General features: G+C 39.6%; 18 protein-coding genes, 2 tRNA genes and 1 rRNA gene. 12 read left to right on the top strand and 9 right to left on the bottom strand.

Annotation, left to right across the window (positions count from 1 at the left end):
- Nucleotides 1–324: 324 nt before the first annotated feature.
- Nucleotides 325–651 (bottom strand): thioredoxin, encoded by a 327-nt coding sequence (trxA, locus tag G0028_RS15595; protein WP_130071997.1) that lies wholly within the window; start codon nt 649–651, stop codon nt 325–327.
- Nucleotides 652–927: 276 nt separating this feature from the next.
- Between trxA and ppx the strand changes: the two genes are divergently transcribed.
- Genes ppx through G0028_RS15570 form a run of 5 tightly spaced genes read left to right on the top strand, consistent with a single transcriptional unit; the run spans nt 928 to nt 6,077 of the window.
- A complete protein-coding gene (ppx, locus tag G0028_RS15590; protein ID WP_180045070.1) occupies nt 928–2,448 on the top strand; it encodes an exopolyphosphatase in 1,521 nt (506 codons plus the stop codon).
- A gap of 51 nt (nt 2,449–2,499) precedes the next feature.
- The gene (locus tag G0028_RS15585; protein WP_180045071.1) at nt 2,500–3,324 is read left to right on the top strand and encodes an acetyl-CoA carboxylase carboxyltransferase subunit alpha; all 825 of its coding nucleotides are present in this window, start codon (nt 2,500–2,502) and stop codon (nt 3,322–3,324) included.
- Nucleotides 3,261–4,610 carry a tRNA lysidine(34) synthetase TilS gene (gene tilS, locus G0028_RS15580; protein WP_180045072.1) on the top strand — a complete coding sequence of 450 codons (1,350 nt, stop codon included), beginning with the start codon at nt 3,261–3,263 and terminating at the stop codon, nt 4,608–4,610. The genes G0028_RS15585 and tilS overlap by 64 nt, the downstream gene beginning before the upstream one ends.
- Before the next feature lie 28 nt (nt 4,611–4,638).
- A complete protein-coding gene (gene proC / locus G0028_RS15575; protein WP_174493697.1) occupies nt 4,639–5,469 on the top strand; it encodes a pyrroline-5-carboxylate reductase in 831 nt (276 codons plus the stop codon).
- Between the two features lie 38 nt (nt 5,470–5,507).
- Nucleotides 5,508–6,077: a YggT family protein gene (locus tag G0028_RS15570; protein ID WP_180045073.1), complete on the top strand. Its 570-nt coding sequence runs from the start codon at nt 5,508–5,510 to the stop codon at nt 6,075–6,077.
- A gap of 154 nt (nt 6,078–6,231) precedes the next feature.
- Here the strand turns inward: G0028_RS15570 and polA are convergent, their stop codons facing one another.
- Nucleotides 6,232–8,991: a DNA polymerase I gene (gene polA, locus G0028_RS15565; RefSeq protein ID WP_180045074.1), complete on the bottom strand. Its 2,760-nt coding sequence runs from the start codon at nt 8,989–8,991 to the stop codon at nt 6,232–6,234.
- Nucleotides 8,992–9,153: 162 nt separating this feature from the next.
- Between polA and G0028_RS15560 the strand changes: the two genes are divergently transcribed.
- Entirely contained in the window at nt 9,154–11,862 is a 2,709-nt protein-coding gene (locus G0028_RS15560) for a DUF2339 domain-containing protein (RefSeq protein WP_180045075.1), read from the top strand.
- Between the two features lie 67 nt (nt 11,863–11,929).
- Here G0028_RS15560 and G0028_RS15555 read toward each other — a convergent pair whose 3' ends face one another.
- Both G0028_RS15555 and G0028_RS15550 read right to left on the bottom strand, forming a co-directional pair.
- Nucleotides 11,930–12,868: a mechanosensitive ion channel family protein gene (locus G0028_RS15555; protein WP_174493694.1), complete on the bottom strand. Its 939-nt coding sequence runs from the start codon at nt 12,866–12,868 to the stop codon at nt 11,930–11,932.
- Between the two features lie 9 nt (nt 12,869–12,877).
- A complete protein-coding gene (locus tag G0028_RS15550; protein ID WP_130071988.1) occupies nt 12,878–13,699 on the bottom strand; it encodes a hypothetical protein in 822 nt (273 codons plus the stop codon).
- Nucleotides 13,700–13,797: 98 nt separating this feature from the next.
- Between G0028_RS15550 and gspE the strand changes: the two genes are divergently transcribed.
- The 3 genes from gspE to G0028_RS15535 are packed head-to-tail and all read left to right on the top strand — an operon-like array spanning nt 13,798 to nt 15,974.
- Nucleotides 13,798–15,285, top strand: a complete 1,488-nt coding sequence (gene gspE, locus G0028_RS15545; RefSeq protein ID WP_180045076.1) for a type II secretion system ATPase GspE — start codon at nt 13,798–13,800, stop codon at nt 15,283–15,285.
- On the top strand, nt 15,285–15,509 hold the full coding sequence (locus G0028_RS15540; protein WP_174493692.1) for a hypothetical protein: 225 nt from the start codon (nt 15,285–15,287) through the stop codon (nt 15,507–15,509). The genes gspE and G0028_RS15540 overlap by 1 nt, the downstream gene beginning before the upstream one ends.
- Nucleotides 15,510–15,539: 30 nt before the next feature.
- Nucleotides 15,540–15,974 (top strand): hypothetical protein, encoded by a 435-nt coding sequence (locus G0028_RS15535; protein WP_218946251.1) that lies wholly within the window; start codon nt 15,540–15,542, stop codon nt 15,972–15,974.
- A gap of 421 nt (nt 15,975–16,395) precedes the next feature.
- Here G0028_RS15535 and G0028_RS15530 read toward each other — a convergent pair whose 3' ends face one another.
- From G0028_RS15530 to G0028_RS15510, 5 genes are all read right to left on the bottom strand, one after another.
- Complete coding sequence (locus G0028_RS15530; RefSeq protein WP_180045077.1) at nt 16,396–16,821, bottom strand: organic hydroperoxide resistance protein; 426 nt, start codon at nt 16,819–16,821, stop codon at nt 16,396–16,398.
- Between the two features lie 118 nt (nt 16,822–16,939).
- Entirely contained in the window at nt 16,940–17,764 is an 825-nt protein-coding gene (locus G0028_RS15525; protein ID WP_180045078.1) for a carbon-nitrogen hydrolase family protein, read from the bottom strand.
- A gap of 20 nt (nt 17,765–17,784) precedes the next feature.
- Nucleotides 17,785–18,315 carry an anti-anti-sigma factor GigB gene (gigB, locus tag G0028_RS15520; RefSeq protein ID WP_180045079.1) on the bottom strand — a complete coding sequence of 177 codons (531 nt, stop codon included), beginning with the start codon at nt 18,313–18,315 and terminating at the stop codon, nt 17,785–17,787.
- Between the two features lie 113 nt (nt 18,316–18,428).
- A complete protein-coding gene (gigA, locus tag G0028_RS15515; protein WP_130071980.1) occupies nt 18,429–19,397 on the bottom strand; it encodes an RsbU family protein phosphatase GigA in 969 nt (322 codons plus the stop codon).
- Nucleotides 19,398–19,546: 149 nt separating this feature from the next.
- Nucleotides 19,547–20,476, bottom strand: coding sequence for a VacJ family lipoprotein (locus tag G0028_RS15510; protein ID WP_180045080.1), 930 nt, complete (start codon nt 20,474–20,476; stop codon nt 19,547–19,549).
- A 549-nt stretch (nt 20,477–21,025) separates the two neighbouring features.
- Between G0028_RS15510 and G0028_RS15505 the strand changes: the two genes are divergently transcribed.
- The 3 genes from G0028_RS15505 (at nt 21,026) to G0028_RS15495 (ending at nt 22,848) form a co-directional block, all read left to right on the top strand.
- A 16S ribosomal RNA gene (locus G0028_RS15505) occupies nt 21,026–22,562 on the top strand.
- Between the two features lie 59 nt (nt 22,563–22,621).
- A tRNA-Ile gene (locus G0028_RS15500) sits at nt 22,622–22,698 on the top strand.
- Nucleotides 22,699–22,772: 74 nt separating this feature from the next.
- Nucleotides 22,773–22,848: transfer RNA gene (locus G0028_RS15495), tRNA-Ala, on the top strand.
- Nucleotides 22,849–22,924: the final 76 nt, after the last annotated feature.

Genomic DNA, 22,924 nt, shown 5'->3' with positions numbered 1-22,924 from the left:
GGTCAGATTGATTTAAGGATGTGTGGTACACAGAGATAATAGAAAGAAGCAAAAGTCGCCCGCAGTACAATAGGTGAGTGTAATTGTATTTGCACAATAACAAAACTCAGAATCTAATTAGTTCTTTCGAGGAGAAATGTGTAAAACAATTTCTGTTGCCGAGCGGCGATCTTATGTGTTGTGTTGTAAGAAATTGGAATAAACCCCAAAATTTCTTATGCATGGAATATAAGTGAGAACTTTAAAATTGTCAATGTATAGAAGAAAAATACGCCATATTTTTATAGCGTATTTTTGAAGAATAACGAAAGCTTAAACACTGAATTAGATGTTTTCGTCGATGAATGCAGTCAATTTAGACTTAGGTACCGCACCGATTTGTTGTGCTACAACTTCGCCATTTTTAAACATGAGCAATGCTGGAATGTTGCGAATGTTATAATTTACTGCGGTTGCTTCACATGCAGTTACGTCAACTTTAACGATTTTTACTTTACCTTGGTATTCATCAGATAAAACTTCAAGTACAGGTGCAATGGCTTTACATGGTGCACACCAACCTGCCCAAAAATCGACAAGTACAGGAGTTTCAGATTGTAAAACGTCTGCTTCAAAGTTGGCATCGGTTGTGTTTACGATATTGCCTGACATGGATATTGCTCCAAAATATTTTAAAGATGTCATCTATGTCTATAAGTATTACATAGACATCTCTTACAAAGTAGGGGAATAGGTAAATTTTCGATCTTAATTGTGGATTTGTCTAATTGATGCTCACGATAAGCCTAATCGGAGGCTTGAAATTGTCATACAATTGTCACAAATGTAGAAAAAATAATGGCTCAGTGAATTGTCATCATAAATGGCTTTTCAATTGTCTTTAGGTGAATTAATCTAGGCATACTTCTGAATGAGTTTGTATGAATAATGTCTGATTTTTTAATTGATGAAGAATTACTTGCTGCCATTGATATGGGGTCAAACAGCTTTCATTTGGCAATTGCTCGTGTCGATCATGGTGAAGTAAAAAAAGTCGCATCAATGTCAGAAAAAGTTCAACTTGCGGCTGGATTAGATGAAAATAAAAATTTAACAGAAGCAGCGCAGCAGCGAGGCTTGGCGTGTTTAGCACGATTTGTAGGACGTTTAAGTTCAGTTCAACCCAATCGTTTACGTATTGTGGCAACCAATGCATTGCGTCAAGCGAAAAATGGTCAAGAGTTTATTCAAAAAGCCGCAGAAATTTTACCTAAACCGATTGAAATTATTGCAGGGCGTGAAGAGGCTCGTTTAATTTACCTAGGTGTTTCACATACGATGGCGAATAGTGGTCGTCGTTTGGTGATTGATATTGGCGGTGGTTCGACAGAGCTCATTATTGGTGAAGAGTTTGAACCTATTCATACAGAATCCTTACAAATGGGTTGTGTTGCTTTTACCAAGTCTTATTTCCCTGATGGCGAAATCAACGCTAAAATTTTTGACAAAGCTGTTGTTGCGGCACGAAAAGAATTATCTTCGATTGCAAATACATATAAAGCAGCAGGATGGGACACGGTAGTCGGTTCGAGCGGTACAATTAAGGCGTGTCGTCAGATTACGGTCAATATGGGATGGAGTGATGATCAGGAAAATCTGACACGTGAAGGATTGGAAAAACTCAAAGATAAAATGCTGAAATATAAACATGTTTCAGATATGGAATTTGATGGCTTAAAAGAAGATCGTCGTGCAGTTTTACCTGCAGGTGTCGCTATTTTGTATGCAGTATTTGAAATTTTAAATATCGATAAACTGGTCTATTCCGATGGTGCTTTGCGTGAAGGTGTAATGTACGACTTGCTTGGTCGTTTTCAGCATGAAGATATTCGTGACCGCAGTGTCCAAGCGATGATTGGGCGTTATAGCGCAGACTTAAAACAAGCACAGCGTGTGGTTGATACCGCACAGTATTTATTTGATAGTGTGGCTGTTGCACTTGATTTAAATAATGATGATAGCGATTTATTGCGTCGTGCTGCATATTTACATGAAATTGGTTTAGCAATCAGTCACAGTGGTTATCATAAGCACAGTGCGTATTTGTTACAGCATTCAGATATTCCTGGTTTTTCACAAATTGATCAAAACCATTTGTCACATTTGGTCGCTCATCATCGTCGAAAATTGCGTACTGACAGTAAAATTGATGTGATGAGAGTAGGTGGATACAAGCTTATTTACCTCTGTTTATTGCTTCGTCTTGCAGTTTTACTGAATCACAGTCGTAGTGATGAGATGCTTCCTGCCATTGAATTAACAGTTCAGAATGAGCAACAATGGCAACTCAGCGTTTCTGGTGATGCCAAACAATGGCCATTGCTCGTTGCCGATTTGCATGATGAGCAAGTGCAATTTAAGCATTGGGACATTGAATTGAATATTCAGTCGGAACAGTTTATCGATTAACACAAATTTCTCGGTGTGAGTCATCGGCGAATTAGGGATAATACTCGACTTATGAAAAATAAAGCTGCTCAATCTAAAGCTTGGAAAACGGTTCAAATTGCACGTCATCCAGAGCGTCCGCAATTTTTGGATTATGTAGGCGAAATTTTTACACAATTTGATACGCTACATGGCGATCGTCTTTATGGTGACGATGGTGCAATGGTCGGTGGTTTAGCACGTTTTAACGGTCAACCTGTGATGGTGGTGGGGCAACATCGTGGTCGCAGCACGCGTGAAAAATTACAACATAACTTTGGGATGTGTAATCCTGAGGGCTATCGTAAATCACAGCGTTTACTTGATATGGCGGAACGCTTTAATCTACCTGTATTTACTTTTATTGATACGATGGGTGCATATCCAGGTGTTGGTGCAGAAGAACGTGGTCAAGCAGAAGCGATTGCAACGAGTTTGGCACAGCTTTCAAGCTTAAAAGTGCCTGTCATTGCCACTGTGCTTGGTGAAGGTGGTTCTGGCGGTGCATTGGGCATTGGGGTTGCTGACCGTGTAATTATGTTATCACATAGTATTTATTCAGTGATTTCACCTGAAGGCTGTGCTTCGATTTTATGGAAAACTGCTGAAAAAGCAGAACAAGCGAGTGAAGCATTGGCATTAACTGCTGATAAATTGCAAAAAATGGGTATTGTTGAATATGTCGTTGATGAAGGCGAAGGTGCACATTTACATCCATTGGAAGTGATGGAATCTTTGAAAAATGTGTTAAAACAAGCGCTTGATGAATTACAAACTATGGATGCTAACGAGCGATGCGAAGCACGTTACCAACGTTTAATGAAGTTTGGCAGCGACAATTTAGGTCTGGCTTCTTAAAACAATCTAAGCAATTTCAAAATAATACCCGATTTTTAATTGGGTGCAGCGGCGGCATGGACTCCATGCTGCTGTTGTATTTAATGGCAGCACTATGTCCTCAACAGGTGCGTGCCATTTATATTAATCATCAATTACAAACTATGAGTGATGACTGGGGAAATTTTGTTGCTCAACAATGTCAATCTTTAAATATTCCCTCGATTATCGAAAATGTTTGTGTTGCCAAAGGCAATCTTGAAAATCAAGCGCGAGAAGCACGTTATCAAGCCTATTTAAAACATTTACAAGCCAATGAAATTTTAGTACTTGCCCATCATCAGCAAGATCAAGCAGAAACGTTGATGTTACGTTTACTCTCGGGCGCAGGTGTCTCTGGTTTGGCTGCGATGCACCCTGTCGATGTTCGTGAAAAAATGACGATTTGGCGCCCCCTTTTAGAGATCAGTCGTGAGCAGATTTGCCAATGGGTTGAACAAACTCATATTCCTTATGTGAATGATCCGACCAATCTCGATACACATTATGATCGGGCATGGTGTAGGCATGAACTTTGGAATATTTTGCAAAGCCGTTACCCAAAAATGCAACAGGCGTTGGCGCGTACGAGTGTATTGATGCAGGATGCTGATGAGATTTTGAACGAGGTTTTAAAGCAAGATTTAGCATGGTGTGGCGATGCTGAACAATTAGATTTAGCAAAATTTGTAACTTTGTCACCAGCACGGCAACGACAGCTTTTATCAGTTTGGATGAAAGGTGAAGGCGATTATCGTCCGAGTTTTGAAATGGTGCAACGATTACAACATGAAGTGATTGCTTCAAAAAATGATGCCCAAGCTGCCTTGCATTGGAATCAATTTTATTATTTACGATTTCAAAATGTTTTATATCGTTTAACTGCTGAGGTTTATCTTGCAAGTAAGCAAGTACCTGAGCAAAATATGACAGAAGTTTGTTATGAAATGGGGCAACATTTGACTGTGGCAGCAGGTCATTTTCAGATTCAAACAGAAAAAATGGGTCTATCGGCAAGGTTGCTGAACACAAATCTGACTTTGCAATATCGCGTTGGCGGAGAAAAAATTCATTTGTATGGACGAGTTGGGGCATGGCCGTTAAAAAAAGCCATCCAAAATCAGCAAATTTTTCCGTGGTTGCGTCATACAATTCAAATATTAAGCATAGATAATGTTATGCTTGGTGTTTTTACACCGAAAGGTTTTTGGTTAGCACAATCGGACTATGTTGAAGTCGATGGTTGGCAGCCAAATTTAATGTCTTAGCGAGCAAAAAGTTAAACGAGCGTAATTCATGAGTGCAGCTTTAAATTGTAATATTACTTTCATTGGTGGTGGCAATATGGCACAAGCCCTGATAGGGGGCTTGATTACCCGTGGACTCCCAGCAACACGGATTACAGTGTCTGATCCTGTAGAAAAAATACGTGAACTATTACAAGAGAAAGATGTACACGTCACCGATGATAATGTTGTTGCAATTGAAAATGCAGATGTTGTTGTTTTAGCCGTAAAACCACAGGTGTTAGGGGCTTTGCTAAAACCGTTAAATGGTTTGTTTAAAAATAAACTGATTATTTCGATTGTAGCAGGTGCTGAAATTGCAACGATTGCAGCGTTAACAGGGTCTGAACGTATTGTTCGTGTCATGCCAAATACGCCTGCATTGGTACAAACAGGTGCACATGGTTTGTTTGCACAAGATAATGTTGTTCGTGAAGATCGTGATTTAGCGAGCCAAGTTTTAGCCGCGACAGGTTTAACCATTTGGGTGAGTGCTGAAGCACAAATTGATGCAGTCACTGCGGTCTCAGGTTCGGGTCCTGCGTACTTCTTCTATATGATGGAAAGTATGATTCGTGCAGGCAAAAACATGGGCTTGGATGAAAAAGTGGCGACGGCATTGACGTTACAAACGGCTTTGGGTGCTGCACAAATGGCAATTACTAGCTCAAATACGCCTGCTGAATTACGCAAAAATGTGACTTCTCCAAATGGTACAACACAAGCGGCATTAGAAGTTTTTGATCGTGCACACATTTCACAAAATATTCAAACTGCCTTGGCTGCGGCACAAAAGCGTAGTCAAGAGTTAGCACAAGAATTAAGTGATAGCACGAAATAATTAATTTAATTATTGATTTTATTTAGGAATATTCCGATATGGGTGCAAATTCTGCGCAGATTTTTGGCATTATTATTAACGTCGCAATTTTGCTTGTATTCTTTCGTTTTTTAATGCAATTGGCAATGGTGAGTCCATATAATCCAGTTGTATTGTCTACAGTGAAAGCGACCAAAATTGTAGATGTTTTTAGTCGCATCTTCCCAACCGTTGCTAAAGGACGTGTGAATACGGCTGCATTGGCATTATTGATTATTCTATATTTATTGAAAATTTTTGGAATCATGTATTTGCAAGGTGCTATGCCAAATAGCCCTTTACATCTTTTGATTTTAACTTTTGTCACCATGATTCAGGATTTGATTCGCTTCTGTCGTTATTTAATTTTTGCAACGATTATTTTAAGTTGGGTAGTGATGTTTACCCAATCTCGTTCACCTTATATTGAAGTGATCCAAGAACTCGCTGAGCCTTTATTAGCCCCATTTCGTAAAATTATGCCAAACATGGGAATGATTGATCTTTCTCCGATTTTGGCCTTCCTTGCATTGTATATTGCTGAAATTCTAATGAATGAAGTTGCAAAAGTTTTATTAACAGGTTTGTAATTTATTAATTGAAAATAAAAAAGGACTCAATTGAGTCCTTTTTTATGCACTGTAGTTTTCATTCAAATTAAAGAAATTGTGATCTTTCTTTTGATGTTTGAAAACGACCTCCATCCTAGCCTTCCTCCTAGAAGGAGGAAGGTACTAAAAGCGATTAATGTGCTTCATCCCAATTGTTGCCTTTGCCGACTTCAACCAACAAAGGCACAGACAAGGTACACACTTTTTGCATGACGTCCTGAATCTGTTTTGCTAATTCATCAGCAATCGCTTCATCGACTTCAAAGACTAATTCATCGTGAACTTGGAGTAGAAGTTTGGCTTGATCTTTCGGTAAGATTTTATCAACTTCAATCATGGCCATTTTAATGATTTCAGCAGCAGAACCTTGTAGTGGTGCATTGATTGCTGCACGTTCAGCCGCTTTACGCACCATCATATTACGAGCATCAATATCAGGTGTGTAAAGACGGCGACCTGTAATCGTTTCCACGAAGCCTTGTTCCAAAGCCACTTGGCGAGTACGTTGCATATACTCATAAATGCCAGGATAGCGATGGAAATATTGTTTGATATAGTTTTGTGATTCTTCACGGGTAAAGCCAAGTTGACGAATCAAACCAAATTCAGACATACCATAAAGCAAACCAAAGTTAACGGCTTTGGCTTGGCGACGTTGATCATTGGTGACATCTTCAAGTGCAACACCCAAAACTTCTGATGCTGTACGACGGTGTACATCTTGCCCATGATTAAAAGCATGAACTAACGCTTCATCTTGGGAAAAATGTGCCATTAAACGCAGTTCAATTTGTGAATAATCGGCTGCAAGCAATACACGACCTTGCGGCGCAATAAATGCTTTACGAATTTGACGTCCAATCTCTTCACGAACAGGAATATTTTGTAAGTTTGGATCGGTCGAAGATAAGCGACCTGTCGCCGTTAATGCTTGATGATAACTGGTGTGTACACGATGCGTTTCATTATTGGCTTGTTTGCTTAAACCTTCGGTATAAGTACTTTTCAGCTTGGTTAAACCACGATATTCAATAATTAATGAGGTAATTGGATGATCAATTTTTTCTAAAATAGCTTCAGACGTGCTGTATTGACCTGTAGCTGTTTTCTTGCCACCTTTTAAACCTAATTTTTCAAATAGGACTTCACCCACTTGCTTTGGTGAACCGACATTAAAAGATTCGCCTGCAATTTCAATAATTTGATTTTCAAGGTTTTGAATAGTTTCAGTAAAATCTACACTAAGTTGGTCTAAAAATGCCAGATTTAACGCAATGCCATTTTCTTCCATTATCGTGAGAACACGAGCAACAGGCATTTCAATATTGTGCAAAATATTGCTGAGTTCAGGAATTTCTTTTAGCTTACGATCGAGTACTTCATATAAACGATAGGTCACATGTGCATCTTCAGCGGCATAATGTGCAGCTGTTTCAAGCTCAATTTGATTGAAAGTTTTTTGCTTCGCGCCTTTGCCTGCAATTTGTTCAAAGCTTGTGGTCAAGTGACTTAAATAAACACGTGCAACATCATCCATACCGTGACGCGTCGCCACTGAGTTGAGGACATAAGATGCCAACATGGTATCGAAATACCAACCTTGCAAATGGATACCATGATTTTCAAAGATATGTGCATCATATTTTAAATGATGTCCAATTTTTTCAACAGTTACATCTTCTAAAATAGGTTTAATGTGTTGAAGAATAACATCACGATTCAGTTGTTCAGGTGCACCTTCATAATCATGTGCAAGTGGAATGTAATAGGCATCTTTCGCATCAAAAGCAACTGAAAAACCCACCATTTCTGCAACACGATAATCTAAACTGGTGGTTTCAGTATCAATGGCAAAACGCTTTTCTGTACTTAAACGCTTGAAAAACTGCTCCCAATCCGCCTGAGTTAAAATAGTGTGGTAAGTTGCTTGTCCAAGTTGATCATCAATACTACTTGAAATGGCTTGATCATTGTTATTTTCAGTATTTTGTGCGGTTTTTTCGATTTGTTTTGAGGTCTGTTTATACGCAGCACTGTTTGGATTATTGGGATGATCTAACGATTGTAATTGATTACGGAATTCTAACTCAGTATACAAATGACGTAATTCTTCGACATTCGGGTCTGTCAGTTTCAAATCATCATAGGTCAAACCCATATCAAGGTCGATAATAATACTTGCAAGTTGGTGATCAAGTTTAATACCGTCTTGGTTTTCTTTAATACTTAAACCAACTTTACCTTTAATATTGTCAACATTGGCAATAATGTTTTGTAAATTACCATATTCATTTAAAAGCTTGGCTGCTGTTTTTGCACCGACGCCAGGGACACCTTTAATGCCGTCTGAGGCATCGCCCATCAATGTTAAATAATCAATGATCTGATCTGGACGGACACCAAACTTTTCAATGACCCCTTCAATATTCATGGGTTTATCTTTAAAGCTGTCTTCGAGCGTCACTTTTTCAGTGACCAATTGCGCCATGTCTTTGTCGCCTGTTGAGATCAGGACTTGATGACCTGCAGCTTCAGCACGTTTGGCTAAAGTACCAATAATATCATCCGCTTCGGCACCAGGTAGCATATGAAGTGGAATCCCTAGCGCACGAATTAAGGCATGTAAATAAGGAATTTGTTGAGCAAGTTCGTCAGGCATACTTGGACGATCACCTTTATAAATCGGTGAAAGTTGATGACGAAAAGTAGGTTCTGGTGTGTCGAAAATCACGGCCATATGCGTAGGTTGAACACGGCGCATTAACTTTTGAATTGCAGAAATAGCACCACGAATTGCATTGGTTTGTAAACCTGTTGAGGTGGTTAATGGTGGTAGTGCATGAAAGGCACGAAATAAAAAGTATGACCCATCGACCAAAACAAATGGTGGCATTGCAACATTCCTAATTCAATTAATAGCAGTATTGTACGTGATTTTGGAAAGGAGCATAGCATCATGATGTAGAACGATAGTTACCGAATATCTGATGAATTCATCAGAACTCAGCGTTTGACTGTTGTATCATCCAAATACTCAGGAGAGAGACAGAGAAATATGCTCAAAGGGCAGAGTGAGATTCGTATTATTTGGTTAATGGTCTTAACGATTGTTGCGGTTTCAGCGTGGTTTTTAAAGACGGAAGTCGTGACCTATGTCTGCGCTTTGGCATTTGTGATGAGCGTAATGCATTATGTCGATGTTTTGCAAAAGCCTTTGCTTGATCTTTCAGCGCAACAACATCTGACTTTACGGTTCACCTCTAAAGTACCGCTTTATATTTCCTCGTTGCTTGCGGTTGTGGGCATGAGCCTGCAATGGGGTTGGCTAATAGGCTTGGGTTTAACCTGTTGGATTTTCTTTTTTCTAAGGTGGCTAAGACGTTTAGAGCGTTCTGTACAGCAATTACAAGAAAAGCTGAACCATGTGCAGCAACAATCTATCACACCAGAAAACAATGCTGCGGCTATTTCAAATTCGACCCAACAGTTATCTGAAACTCATCCTGAAATGAGTTTAATCCAGCAAATTAAACAATGGATTTTTCAAGGCAATCCTGTCTTAAAAGCCGCAACTGTTGTATTGGTCATTGGGATTATTTTATTACTGCGTTTTGCAACGGAACATTGGCAGGTCAGTTTATCTTTAAAATTGGCAATCGTTGCAATACTAAGCTTCGTGCTTACAGGGATTGGTATTTTTCTACAGAATAAAAATAGAAGTTTTGCTTTAGCACTTGAAGGACTTGGATTGGCGGGACTATTTTTAACGCTATTTTTTGCTTATTACAATCATGTCATTCCGAATATTTATGTTGCGAGTATCTGTTTTGCTATGGTCATGGCACTCACGCTGACTTTAAGTTTAAAACAGCAGAGTATTGAATTGGCTTTAATGGCAATGGTCGTTGCCGCCGCAGCACCTTTTACTTTGCCTGTGCGGGCAGCAACAGCAGTAGAATTTGTTGCATATTATTGGGTCATTAATTTCTGTGTCGCGATTTTAACGACCTTGCGCCCGTGGAAAATTCTCAATCAAATCGCATTTTTAATGACGGTGATTGTTGCAGGAAGCTATGCCTTTATTCATGGGCAAACGCAGCAACATGATGCTTTGGCATTTTTGGTGCTTGCACATACAGCCATTTTTATTTGGTTAGGGTTTCGTTTTAGTCAGTTGATCGCACAAAAAGATGTACAACAATTTCAGTTAAAACCTGCTTTAGACATCGCCCTCATTTTTGGTGCGCCATTGGTTGCTTATACTTTTTTATATTTGATTTATTTTGAAAAAACAGTTTGGCAAGCCAGTCTGAGTCTAGCATTTGCGGTGTTATTTGCGGTGCTGTATCTATTGGCGAAGCGCAATCAAGCCGTCAAAATTATTTCACAAAGCTATTTTAGTTTAATGTTGATTTTTATCACATTAATTCCGCCACTTCTTTTACAAGATGAATGGAGTGTGATGGGATGGGCGGTGGAAGGTGTACTGATTTTTGTATTTGCTTTATATAAAAAATCTACAGTGAGTCGTTATCTGGCGAGTGCTTTATTACTGGTTGCGGGCTTGTCGAGCTTATATTATTTATTTGAATCTGCACATTTTCCAAGTTTGATGTATTGGGTGCTGAGTATCAGCTATTTTGCTGTGGTTTTACTTGCTAATGCCTATGAAAAGTTTCAACAACAATTAACCTATAGCAGTATTACTTTTTTGAGTATGTTGTTGCTGTCGGCAACCGCTATGCAATTGTTTTTGTGGGTGGATTATCTTGAAGGACCATCTCAGTATATTGTCACTTTAATATTGATGAGTGGCTTATATGTCATTTTAAATCGCGTGATGTTATGGCGTAAAGCATCATGGTCATGGCTGATTCCAAAATGGATTGGGGTGATCCCACTTTATATTTTTGCATTATTCTTCGTCATTCATCGTAGTGAAAATGGCAGTATCCTCTGGTTAAATACGATTGAGCAAGCAGGCATTTTCTTTAGTGGTGCACTGTTGACAGGGTTATGGTTGCGTCCGGCTATTGGTTTAAAACTTGAAAAAGAATGGGTGAGTTTGGGAACTTTGTTGAGCTTAAGCTTGATGAGTTTGAGTATTTTGCCTGCGCTGCCTTATATCAGTGTGGTGATTCTACCTTTAGTATTCTGTGCATGGTGTTTTAGTCAAAAAGAAAATTTGAATTGGACAATGTTTTGGCAAACACGAAGTAGCTTGGTTTTGATGCTTATCTGGATTGTATGTTCACAATTATTTTCACAACAACCTTTTCAGTTTTATCTACTTCCTGTATTCAATCCTTTTGACTTGATCAGTATTGCGATTTTATTTGGTTTTATTTGGATGTTGAGTTTGCAACTTAAACAGGGAATGGATCGTGGAATTGTGGCTGTGTTGTCAGTTTTAAGTTTACTTTGGTTGAGTAGTTATGTGATTTTACGGGCATTACATGTCTATTTGTCTACACCATATAATACGCTTGCGATTTGGCAAAACGCGACAATTCAATTGAGTTTTACTTTGCTTTGGGTGAGTTTGGCTTTTATTACCATGAGTTATGCAACAAAGAAAAATATGCGCGCTTTATGGATTTTAGGCGGCAGTATTTTAATGCTTGTGACCTTAAAATTAGTCTTACTTGACCTCTCACATATCGGCACATTAACACGGGTTATTTCTTTTTTAGGCGCAGGTTTTGTCATGCTGATCATTGCTTATATTGCCCCTATTCCTGAAACAAAAGCGTTAAATCATTAGAAATAAAAAACCCTCTAGAGATTAGAGGGTTTTTTCTATCGCAATTTTTAATTGAAATTGTGCGTGTTTATAAATGCTTATCTTGATCTTTTTGCATTTTGAGTTCTTGCGCATTTGCATAGGCATCCACATCTTCATTGGCTAATGCGCTATGTTGGGTTATGGGACGATCTACAAAACCAATTTTAGGCACAGGAATTTCAATCTGATTTTCAACAAAACGATTGCGAATTTGTTCATGGATTTCATCTTTGACTTGCATATAATTGCTTTGTTTACACCACAACGCATAATGCAACTCAATTGAAGATTCACCAAAAGAGGTCACACTTAAACGTGGTTTAGGGTCAGCTAAAACCAAAGGATAATCATTGGCAAGGTCTAACAACACTTCACGTACTTTGTTGATATCTTCATTAAAATTAATTGCCAAAGTGATCAAGATGCGCCGTATCGGAAACTTTGATAAATTATGTACAGGTGCCCGAATGAGTTGCTCATTCGGTAAACGTACATACACATTATCCCAAGTGAGCAGTTTGACAGAAAGTAAATCAATCGAAATCACTTCACCTTCAATAGTATGCCCACGGATTAAGGTGATCTGAATGGTATCGCCAATTTCAAAAGAGCCTTCGCCAATCAAGAACAAACCACTAATTAAATTTGAGGCTGACGTTTGTGAGGCAAAACCCAAAGCAACGGTCAAAATCCCTGCTGCACCTAAAAAGACACTGAGTTTAAAGCCTGCTTCTTTTAAACTCGCCATCACAAAAATCATGAAAATAAAATAAAAAATCCCTCGTCGCCATACCAAGCGTTGATGTGCATTAAACTTGGCACCAATGGTTCGAATAAAAGTATTGGAAATGATTCGTGCCAATAAAAAACCCACAAAACACAGTACAATTGCGACCACAATTTCACTGAGTCGGTCAGTATTAATATTGGTGAAAATACCTTTTAAATTATCAGCAATGTCTTTGGGAATATTACTGTCTGCCATGCTGACCTCTTAGAAGAATGAATCAAACATATTAAATAGCGCACCACCTGGCGAACGTGGTGGATGTACATAACTGACTTCACCTGCCAAAGGCGGCGTGCGATTTTCAATTTTAATTCGTGCAGGGCGGTCATCACCTTCATAAATGACTTTAATTTGCGATGTCCAAAGCCGTCCTGTACTTTCACTATAAAATAACGGTAATGCCGGTACAGGTACATTCATACGATCAAAACGTAATTGATGATGACTAATATTATGAAAAACAATCGGCGTGACAGCACGAAAGGCACGAGGACGTAATAGATTAAGTTCGGTACGTCCATCTACTGAAGTGGCATAACACATTTCACCAGTACGATGGTCAGGGCCAAACCATGTATCTTTGGGCAAAATGACGGGAATATCAAATAGGGGTTCTTTCTGCGCTTGTACAAAACCTGCCACCCAAAGTGGGGTGCTAATATATAAAGTTCCACGTTGCCCTGCAGGAATATAAATGGGATCTACAGGGCGAATCACCACTGAACGATCCGCTAAGCGTGGCATCAGTTGAAAATGATTATGGGTTTCTCTAAACATATAGCGTTCAACATGCACAGGCTGTGGAAAGCCAAAATTGACATCTTGAATACAACTCCATTGTTGCTCATAGTCATATTGCATTTGTGGGCGATAATATTCCAAGCGCCATTCTTGGAGTCCTCGAGTTAGACGCATCATTAATGAGCCAAATTGCCATGCTTTGGCTTGATTTAGCTCAAATTTTTGTTCTCCCCACCATTTTAGATCAGGAAGCTCTGGTTCTAGATGTTCATTTTTGATCGACAAAGCTCATTATTCCTCTGATCATTTGTTGAAAACAGACTTCACGCTGTCATGCGCTTAGAGTACACTCAAAACAATTTTAATCATTAATATAAGTTGTAATGCAAGTTCTTAAACAATTACAAATACCTTATAGTTTTGCGAAACGGCATGGAGTGCTATTGCGTTACGAAGGCGACCAAGTTTTTATTGTCCGTCGTGAAAATACCACACAGATTGCCATTCAAGAAGCCCGCCGTTATTTAGGTCGTCCTGCACAGCATCAACTTTCTACCGAAACTGAGTTTAATCAATTACTCACGTCAAGTTATGCGGGTGAAACAGGTGAGTCTCAACAAGTTGCAGCAGGCTTAGAAGACCATCCTGATTTATTGAGTTTAGCAGATCAAGTTCCTGAAACAGAAGATTTAATGGATCAGGAAGATGATGCACCGATTGTTCGCCTAATTAATGCCTTACTCTCCGAAGCCATTCGTGTAGGCGCATCCGATATTCATATTGAAGCTTTTGAAAAGAAACTTTCTGTACGTTTACGGGTTGATGGTCAGTTACGTGAAATCGTCCAACCACGCCGTGAACTTGCACCACTTTTGGTTTCTCGTATCAAAGTCATGGCAAAACTTGATATTGCTGAAAAGCGTATTCCGCAAGATGGTCGTATTTCTTTGCGTCTTGCAGGACGTGAAGTCGATGTTCGTGTTTCAACTTTACCCTCCTCGCATGGTGAACGTGTGGTGATGCGTTTGCTGGATAAGCAAGCAGGGCGTTTGAACATGACCCATTTAGGTTTAATGCCAAGTGATTATGAGCGTTTAACAACTTTGGTTCATCGTCCGCACGGCATTATCCTTGTGACAGGGCCTACGGGTTCGGGTAAAACCACCACGCTGTATGCTGCGCTTTCTGACTTAAATGATGGTTCTAAAAATATTTTGACTGCCGAAGACCCGATTGAGTATCAGCTTGAAGGGATTGGACAGACACAAGTCAATAGTAAAGTGGATATGACTTTTGCCCGTGCTTTAAAAGCCATGCTTCGTCAAGACCCTGATGTGGTGATGGTGGGTGAGATTCGTGATCTTGAAACCGCAGAAATTGCCGTGCAAGCCTCATTAACAGGTCACTTGGTTTTATCTACGCTACATACCAATACCGCAATTGGTGCAGTGACACGTTTAAAAGATATGGGAATTGAACCGTTTTTATTATCGAGTTCCTTGATTGGGGTGATTGCGCAGCGTTTGGTGAGAACAATCTGTTCGCAATGTCATACATGGCGTGAAGCGGATGATTTTGAAAAAGCTATTTTTAAGCCTGTTTCTAACGCAGTTGATTTAAAACTTCCTGTACCACAAGGCTGTGACCATTGTTCGCATACTGGTTTTACAGGTCGTACCGCAATTTATGAAATTGTGCCTATTGATGAGCAAATGCGTCGTTTGATTCATGGCAATGCGGCTGAGTATGAACTTGAGGAATATGCACGTCGTGATGCAGGTTCGATTCGTGATGATGGTTTGCGTAAAGTCTTGGCAGGTAAAACTACGATGGAAGAGGTTTTACGTGTGACGAATGAAGCAGCAGAGTGATGAGAATATTATTCTTGCTCGGTTTTTTAGCTTTAGCACTGTGCGGATGTCATCGTAATGTCACACCGCCAAAAGCAAAATTTGATGAGCCTGAACGTGAACAGTGTTATCAAACATGTTTAGGCAGTTATAAAGGTAATGCGGAAGGTGCGCGAAATAAGTGCTTTCGTATCGCTTCAAAGTATCAAGAAGGGCGTTCATGTCATGGTGGGCATGGTCCTTAAAATTTTGCATTTATTTTTATGGACGAATGGATGATAACCTTAGCGCTAATACCTGTTATTGAATTGGGGTATAACAATCAAGGCATTTCACCTCCTGATCAATATCCATATTGGGATTATGCTCATTTATGGAATCAATATCATGCTGACTGTTATAAAAAAGCGGGTTTTTTAGATGATTTTAAGCCTTATAGCCCAGGGTCATCAATTTGTAAAATTTTAGAAATTTCAGAACGTAATTTGATCAAAATAATCATTGATCATACGCAAGATTTGAGAGAAGGAATATACGAACGGTCTCAAGTAGTCGCATTTTTTGGCGGTTATGTTTTACAAATAAATGGGACTGATCAATATTTTCCACAATGCTGTGGCACTCTTTCTGATATTCAGTATTGGGAAAATTTAGCAACGAATAAGGCATTTTTTTATGAGGGGCATCCTGAGCCACAAATTAAAATTTAAGGTGAGCAGATAACGTTTGATTTTACAGTTGATGAGCATGATGAAGGATTTTTTCCACCACCTGCACAAGATCCGATCCATTTTTATCGTTCTGATTTGGAAAATGCCGTTGAATTAGCGAAAAAAGAATTAGAAATTTTTGAACAGCGATTAGAAAAAATGAATCATATGCATAAGCTTCATATAGATGATATTGGTAAACTGCTCATTTGGGGAGATAACTAAAAATTATTCATAGCTTTTATAGGATTAGCCTAATTAAAACGTTTCATGATGTTTTAAGTCATTTGAAGCTGAATCATCATAATAATTTTTTTAACAATGACGTATTTTAAAAAGAATAGAGCATGTTTTAATTTATATTGAAATACAACCCAAAGAAAATTTATATCCTTCAGGTTGATTTTACTTATACAACGTTTTAAACAATCACATTTAACGTCACATCAATATTACCACGTGTTGCATTTGAATAAGGACAAACAATATGTGCAGCGTCTACCAATTTTTGTGCTTCAGCTTGCTCTAAACCTTCCAAATGAATATCAAGTTTCACTTCGATGCCGAAACCTGTAGGAATTGGACCAATGCCGACATTGCCTTCAATAAAAGCATCATGTGGAATTTTGATGTGATCACGATTCGCCACAAACTTCATTTCACCTAAGAAACATGCAGAATAACCCGCAGCAAAAAGCTGTTCAGGATTGGTTCCACCACCTGCACCTCCCATTTCTGTAGGTACTGCGAGTTTTACATCTAAAATATTATCTGAGGAAGTAGCACGACCATCACGACCGCCTGTAGCTTTTGCATGTGCGGTATAAACAACTTTTTCTAAAGACATGGTAAATCCCTGTGTATGTTATTTGAACCATTATCCTGTCTGAAAGTGAGAAAAGAATAAGCAGTGTTTTTGTAAATTTATCAGGGATTGAAAAGTGAGATGCAATGCAAAATGATGTTCAGTATTGCACTAAAATACGATGTTGCATCAAAGGCATAGAAGCACGAATGGCTTCCTGCTCTGCTAAATCAAAAGGTACAGTCAAAAGCTGCGCACCTTCTTGATTGGTGATCTCTAAAATCTGACCACGACTATTGCTTGCGCCTGCATGCCCCCAAGTTTGACGCTTTTCACCATGCCAACCTTGTTGCGCTGCACCTAAAACCTGACATTGACTGTCCATGGCACGTGCTTGAAGCAATAACTGCCAATGCATTTCGCCAGTGGTATAGGTAAATGCAGCAGGCGCAGTCAAAATATTGGCACCTTGCGATCTCAAGGTTAAAGCAAGTTCAGGAAAACGTAAGTCATAACAGACCATTAAGCCAATATTGCCAAAAGGTGTTTTTGCTACAACCACATCTGTACCAGGTTCAAAGAATTTTGACTCTTGATAGCCCCCCACCGAATCACCGACTTGCACATCAAACAAATGAATTTTGTCATAACGTGCTTCAGTCCGTTCAGGGCTGATACACAGGCTTACTGTACGAACACGACCATCTGAAATCGTCGAACCGTCGGGGCGGAAAGGGCAAGGCAAGGTGCCTGCAACAATCCAGATTTGATATTGCACTGCAAGACGCTCTAAACGCTGTTGAAACTCTTCAAAGCGTTCAGCTGTTTCACGCTGTTTACCTGCAGCAAAACAGACAAAATTTTCAGGAAAAACAATTAAAGAAGCACCATTTGCTTTACTTTGTTGAATCAACGACTCAATCACACTAAAGTTGGCCTCAATGTCATTTTGAGAGTTCATTTGAACAACAGAAAGTAAAGTCATGATTTTTCCTTATTTTAATGCTAAGCGTTATGCTGTGGCACACTTTGAGATACACATTCCATGTCATCTTGCTGTTTTTCAAGCTGTTTTACCAATGGCTCGAACATATTTTGATTGTTTTCATTGAGCTTCATTAATGTTTTATGCGCATCTAAAACCGTGGTTAACATCGTACTATGATTGACATTATCATCGAGTAATGCCTGAGTGCAGACATTCGGATCACCACAATAATTGAGGATGACAAAAACCTGCCCTAAGCCCATGCTATTGGCAAGCGTTGTAATATCGGGATTTGTGGATAGCATTACAGCTTGGATATGATGGATTTGTTTCAGCTTTAAGCCTAACTTTGCCAGTACACCTAAAACTGTACTATCTATAAATGTGGTTTGGGTTAAATCAACAATAGCGCCAATGACGTTTTTTTGCTGTTCAATCCGCGCCAAAAGTTTATCTAAGCTTATACAAGATTGGGCTCGCACTTCACCAATAAGTTTGAAAATATGCGTTCCATTCAAGCTTGCATATTCAACATGACCTGTTGACATATAAATGCCATTTGCAGAGAAGGATGGGAAAATTATCACATAGCGCAACTCTATACTCAAGTATTGACGCGTTAGAGAATAGTCTATATTGAATTAAGTTTTTGAATAATATGCTAATTCATTCTTCTTAAACTGAGGATGGCAATATCATCAGCAACGTGATTTGGGGTTTGGAATGATTGATTTTGCAAATGATAGACGAGTTGTGAAAACTGTTCGTTTAAGCCACCTGTATAAGGTTCAAGCGCACCATCTGAGCAAATAATAAAACGTGCATGGCGATTTAATACCAAATCAAACTCTTCAACTTCAAGGTCTTCGGTTAACCCTAAAGGAAAACTACTGGTATTTAAAACACGAGGTGCTTGGTTCGGTTCAAAAATAATCGGAGGAGGATAGTGTCCTGCACTTGACCATTTTAAAGCATGGGTTTCTAAGTTTAAAATCCCTGCAATCATGGTAATGTGCTTTTCGATATTTTCCTGCACCAACATTCCATTGAGTTTTTTAATCAATTCTCTAGGTGTTTTAGAACGCCCATGAAACGCTGCCATCCATGATGTTAGCAAAGAGCTAGTAACGCCATGTCCTGAAACATCAGCAAGATAAAAAATGATTTCTTTATCGCTAATTTTCCAATAATCGTACCAATCTCCAGACAAATATGCTGAAGGCTTAAATAAAGTTTCTACTTTATAGTTCTGTAGTTCAATTGGATTTGGCAGTAGTTTTTTTTGTAATTCTGCAGCAGACGGTAAATCACGACTGTCTTGATTACGTTTATATTGTGCGTCTATTTTTAATAATGAATGTTCAGGGTGTGCAGGCAAACGTGTCCAAATCCAACCTGCTAAAGCACCAAGTTCCCAAGCTTGGGAAAGCGCTGTACCTTCATTTTCAAATGCAATAGCAACTGTCGGTAAGTTCCACTGGTGTTGTAAATAGTCTTGTACATCTGCAATGGCAATGACTGTAGGATCATACAAATGAATATCTTCAATATTGATCATTTGCAGACTCGGAAGGGCATTTAGTACTTGGTCTAAATTGGGTATGGTACGAGTGGGCTGAATGAAATACATAAAGTGATTCAATAATCCTGCTATAAAGCGTATATGTCTGAATATATGTTAGACGATGTAAAATAGATAACCAAGAGATATTGACACATCCGAGGATATGCCAATATCAGATAATTTTTTACAAAATATGTGAAAAAGGTGGATTTAAATTATTGCTCGGCATCTGTTGAAGTATCTTCATCTACATCATCAACAAAGGAAATAGCTTCGCTATCTAACCCTTTTTTCTTGGCAATATTATAACTTTGACGTTGTAAATAAATATCACGAATCGCAGCATATCTATCACCTTGTAAAGCACCTTCAAACTCTAATAAGCGTGAACGGGCATTAATACCCCCCATTAGACGATTTCCCCAGATATAACCTGACTGATCTGCATTATCTACTGTATAAGTCAGTGGGTTTGCATAACTTTCAGCAACATAATCTAAAGAATTACGTAAAGTGCTTGGTCCAAAAAGTGGCAACATTAAATAAGGACCACTTGGAACACCATAATAACCTAAAGTTGTACCCAATGATTCATCTTCATTTGGCATACCTAAACGTTTTGCAGGATCTGCAAAACCTAAAGAAGTCACTGTATTAATCGTAAAACGACCTAATGTTTTTGCGGCACGGCTAAAACGACCTTGTGCTAATTGATTGACCGCATTCCACGGCTCACTCAAATTTTTACGGAATGAGCTATAAGAGCCACGTACATCTTCAGGCACTTTTTCTGAATATTGCACAGCAAGTGGACGTGCAACATTACGATCTAACATATCATTAAATGCAAAGATTTCACGATTTAATGGTTGTAATGGATCTTTTACATCATCCGCTTGAGCAGCATTAGCATTCACTTTTAAGTTTTCAACTTTGACATACTTTAATTCTTTTAAAGCATCAAAACGTGGATGCTTACTATCTATAGTTGCATTTTCTATTGTAACAGCTTCAGTATTCTCTGTTGTTTGGGTAGCCTTCTCGCTTTCCTGAACAAGAGATTCTGAAGATGCATCTTGAGCAAATGCAGTTGAGGTCAAGCCTATGCACAGCATACTTGCCCATAAAAAATTAAAACGATGCATATAAAGTCCTAAATGTAAGTTACAAGGAACGAACTTGTGACAATCATGGCGCTATTCTAACAGCAGTTCGACAGTATGTATTTAACTCAAATCACCTTAAAAGTTAAAAACAACATAAAAAATTGCTTAAAAAGGTAGCGAATGAGTAAAAAAAATAGGAAAAGATAAAAAAAGGGGTTGCGTCGTATCTGAAATGCTGTAGAATGCACATCCATCGGCGGTGATGAAGATTAAAACTTCTGATAAAACAATGACTTGGTTGAATTGATTAAGTTGGGTTTTAGAAGGAAGGATTAAAAATAATTTTCATTACATGTTGACTTTCTAGAGATAGAGAGTAATATAGCCGACCTAGCTTGATGCTGACGAAGCATTAAGAAGATCATTAAGAGAATATGAAGAACAACTTGTGTGGATTTTTACTGATTGATTGATCGAAATTATTTTCATTGATTAATGGTAGAAATTACTCGAAGTTTATTTGAGAAATTAATGTCAGAAAATTGATGAGCCAAGATTTGGTGTTTTGAATAAAGCACTATTGATTTTAAACTGAAGAGTTTGATCATGGCTCAGATTGAACGCTGGCGGCAGGCTTAACACATGCAAGTCGAGCGGGGAAAGGTAGCTTGCTACTGGACCTAGCGGCGGACGGGTGAGTAATACTTAGGAATCTGCCTATTAGTGGGGGACAACGTTTCGAAAGGGACGCTAATACCGCATACGCCCTACGGGGGAAAGCAGGGGATCATTTGACCTTGCGCTAATAGATGAGCCTAAGTCGGATTAGCTAGTTGGTGGGGTAAAGGCCTACCAAGGCGACGATCTGTAGCGGGTCTGAGAGGATGATCCGCCACACTGGGACTGAGACACGGCCCAGACTCCTACGGGAGGCAGCAGTGGGGAATATTGGACAATGGGGGGAACCCTGATCCAGCCATGCCGCGTGTGTGAAGAAGGCCTTATGGTTGTAAAGCACTTTAAGCGAGGAGGAGGCTACTTTGGTTAATACCTAAAGATAGTGGACGTTACTCGCAGAATAAGCACCGGCTAACTCTGTGCCAGCAGCCGCGGTAATACAGAGGGTGCGAGCGTTAATCGGATTTACTGGGCGTAAAGCGTACGTAGGCGGCTTTTTAAGTCGGATGTGAAATCCCTGAGCTTAACTTAGGAATTGCATTCGATACTGGGGAGCTAGAGTATGGGAGAGGATGGTAGAATTCCAGGTGTAGCGGTGAAATGCGTAGAGATCTGGAGGAATACCGATGGCGAAGGCAGCCATCTGGCCTAATACTGACGCTGAGGTACGAAAGCATGGGGAGCAAACAGGATTAGATACCCTGGTAGTCCATGCCGTAAACGATGTCTACTAGCCGTTGGGGCCTTTGAGGCTTTAGTGGCGCAGCTAACGCGATAAGTAGACCGCCTGGGGAGTACGGTCGCAAGACTAAAACTCAAATGAATTGACGGGGGCCCGCACAAGCGGTGGAGCATGTGGTTTAATTCGATGCAACGCGAAGAACCTTACCTGGTCTTGACATAGTAAGAACTTTCCAGAGATGGATTGGTGCCTTCGGGAACTTACATACAGGTGCTGCATGGCTGTCGTCAGCTCGTGTCGTGAGATGTTGGGTTAAGTCCCGCAACGAGCGCAACCCTTTTCCTTATTTGCCAGCACTTCGGGTGGGAACTTTAAGGATACTGCCAGTGACAAACTGGAGGAAGGCGGGGACGACGTCAAGTCATCATGGCCCTTACGACCAGGGCTACACACGTGCTACAATGGTCGGTACAAAGGGTTGCTACCTAGCGATAGGATGCTAATCTCAAAAAGCCGATCGTAGTCCGGATTGGAGTCTGCAACTCGACTCCATGAAGTCGGAATCGCTAGTAATCGCGGATCAGAATGCCGCGGTGAATACGTTCCCGGGCCTTGTACACACCGCCCGTCACACCATGGGAGTTTGTTGCACCAGAAGTAGGTAGTCTAACCGCAAGGAGGACGCTTACCACGGTGTGGCCGACGACTGGGGTGAAGTCGTAACAAGGTAGCCGTAGGGGAACCTGCGGCTGGATCACCTCCTTAACGAAAGATTGACGATCGGTAAGAATCCACAACAAGTTGTTCTTCATTGAAGTATCTGAGGGTCTGTAGCTCAGTTGGTTAGAGCACACGCTTGATAAGCGTGGGGTCACAAGTTCAAGTCTTGTCAGACCCACCATTCTGACGAACACATTATTTAATTGAAAAATTAAATATTGAGTACAGGGAATTAGATATTTTAGATCTTAAGCTGGGGACTTAGCTTAGTTGGTAGAGCGCCTGCTTTGCACGCAGGAGGTCAGGAGTTCGACTCTCCTAGTCTCCACCACATTCTTACGGAATGTTAACTAGCTAATAAACAAGCAAATAAAATGATAGCTTATAGAGCTTAGTGATAAAGAAGC

The sequence above is a fragment of the Acinetobacter piscicola genome, from assembly GCF_015218165.1.
Lineage (GTDB): Bacteria > Pseudomonadota > Gammaproteobacteria > Pseudomonadales > Moraxellaceae > Acinetobacter > Acinetobacter piscicola_A.
The sequence above is the reverse complement of the archived record's forward strand: the minus strand, read 5'-3'. Positions and strand labels throughout refer to the sequence as shown.